Origin of the sequence: Helicobacter pylori, from assembly GCF_003636935.1 — a bacterium.
Classification (GTDB): Bacteria; Campylobacterota; Campylobacteria; order Campylobacterales; family Helicobacteraceae; genus Helicobacter; species Helicobacter pylori_CH.
This window is the reverse complement of record NZ_MVVH01000027.1, coordinates 1-1,889: the sequence shown is the minus strand read 5'-3', so window position 1 is coordinate 1,889 and position 1,889 is coordinate 1. Positions and strand designations below refer to the sequence as shown.

The 1,889-nt window shown below is 35.2% G+C and carries 2 protein-coding genes; one reads left to right on the top strand and one right to left on the bottom strand.

The window, feature by feature from the left end; genetic code table 11:
- Positions 1-17: 17 nt before the first annotated feature.
- The gene (locus EAL87_RS07945) at positions 18-1,298 is read right to left on the bottom strand and encodes an RNA-guided endonuclease InsQ/TnpB family protein (protein WP_120914254.1); all 1,281 of its coding nucleotides are present in this window, start codon (positions 1,296-1,298) and stop codon (positions 18-20) included.
- A 51-nt stretch (positions 1,299-1,349) separates the two neighbouring features.
- Between EAL87_RS07945 and tnpA the strand changes: the two genes are divergently transcribed.
- Positions 1,350-1,796 carry an IS200/IS605 family transposase gene (gene tnpA / locus EAL87_RS07940; RefSeq protein ID WP_162972710.1) on the top strand — a complete coding sequence of 149 codons (447 nt, stop codon included), beginning with the start codon at positions 1,350-1,352 and terminating at the stop codon, positions 1,794-1,796.
- The last annotated feature ends 93 nt before the right edge of the window (positions 1,797-1,889 follow it).

Sequence of the window (1,889 nt, the reverse complement as noted above, 5' to 3'; positions counted from 1 at the left end):
TGTGAATTACCCAACCGCTAAAGCGATTGGGCTTTTTCTTGCTTCATCGCTCCATAACTAGCTAGATCCAATATGTTGCCATATGAACTAACCCTGTTAGAGAAAGCTCCACAAGCTTTGACACACTCATTAGTGTGATGAGTGTAATCGCTTCGGATAATCCCTACCCTAGCTTTATCTGTCTTTACTTTATGCCTGTCATCTAGCATGCCTAAAGCGTAGTTTCTGATATTGACGCTCGCATTGTAATCTCTGTGGTGTGTGATCTTACAATGAGGACAAGTGAATTTAGTGATGCTTTCATGTTTTTTGCCTGTATTGAACCCACAATAAGAACATAATTGAGAGCTAGGGAAAAATCTGTCTATGTGTAATAGGGTTTTCCCTTTTCTTTGGGCTTTGTATTCTAGCATAGTAAGGAATTTCCCCCAACTCGCATTAGAAAGGCTTTTAGAATGATAGGTTTTCATAAGACCTTTAACATTCAAAGTTTCTACCCCTATCAAATCGTATTGATTGGTTATCTCATTACTGATTTTATGCAAGTAGTCATCTCTAGTGTTTGAACAAGCTAAATGCAATCTAGCCACCTTTTTAGCTTGTTTTTTCCTGTTGTTGGAGCCTTTTACTTTTTTACTTAACCTCCTTTGCGCTTGTTTGAGTTTCTTTTCTAATTTTTGATAAAAGCGGATGTGTGGGTATTCTATTTTATCGCTTGTAACAATGAGCGTTCTTAAGCCCATGTCTAAACCTACCGCTTTTTTGATGATGGTAGGTTTAGGGATAGGCTCTTTGGTTTCATAGGATAGAGAACAAAAATATTGATCGGCTATGCAAGAAATAAAAGCCTGTTTGATAACGCTATCTTTAGGCAAATCTCTGTGTAATTTAGCCTTAATGCCCTCTTTGAATTTAGGGAGTGCGATTGTTTGAGTCTCTGTTTTGATTTCTATGTTTTGAGGGATTGCAAAAGATTGCTTAGCGTTTTTCTTGGATTTGAATTTAGGGTATCTCGCTCTTTTGCTAAAGAAATTATCATAAGCGCTCACAAGCTGTCTTAACGCCATTTGCAAGCTTTGAGAATTGCATTCATTGAGATAATGGTATTTTTCTTGCCGCTTGATTTGGGTTAAGACTTTTTGCATGGTGAAGTAAGTTTCTTTAATGCCTTTTGTATATTGTTTTTGTCGGTAATCTAAAAAGTAGTTATACACGACTCTAGAACAGCCAAAATGTTTAGAAATCAATTCTTTTTGTTGGGCGTTAGGATAGATTCTAAACTTGATAGCGTTAAGCAAAAATAACTCCTTATCTTTATCTTGTATTATTATACAATATTTTTATAAATAATGAATAAGGATAGAGGAATGAGAAAAAACCATTATCCATTAAGGGGGTATGTTTCAACCAACCGAAGCAAGCATAATCTAAAAGCCCATTTGATTTTAGTGTGTAAATACAGAAAAAAGTTGTTGCAAGGGGATTTGAATGATTTTATTAAGTCTGTTATAGATGAGATAGCCACCCAAAGTCATTTCATTATCATTGCGATGGAAAGCGATATAGATCATTTGCACTTAATGGTTCAATATATCCCTAGAATGTCCATTAGTTCCATTATTTCTAGAATCAAACAAATCACTACTTATAGAGTTTGGCGTGATAAGAGATTTATCCCTTTATTGCAAAAACACTTTTGGAAAGAAAAAATTTTTTGGACTGATGGTTTTTTTGCTTGCTCTATCGGTGAGGCTAATCCTGAAACGATCAAAGCGTATATAGAAAATCAAGGTTAGTTTCACTTAAGGTTTTTATATAGTTCCTAGCGGAACTAAAGCATTCATCCCAAACACTAAAGATATTTGGGATTTCTGCTTGGGGGGTTTAAA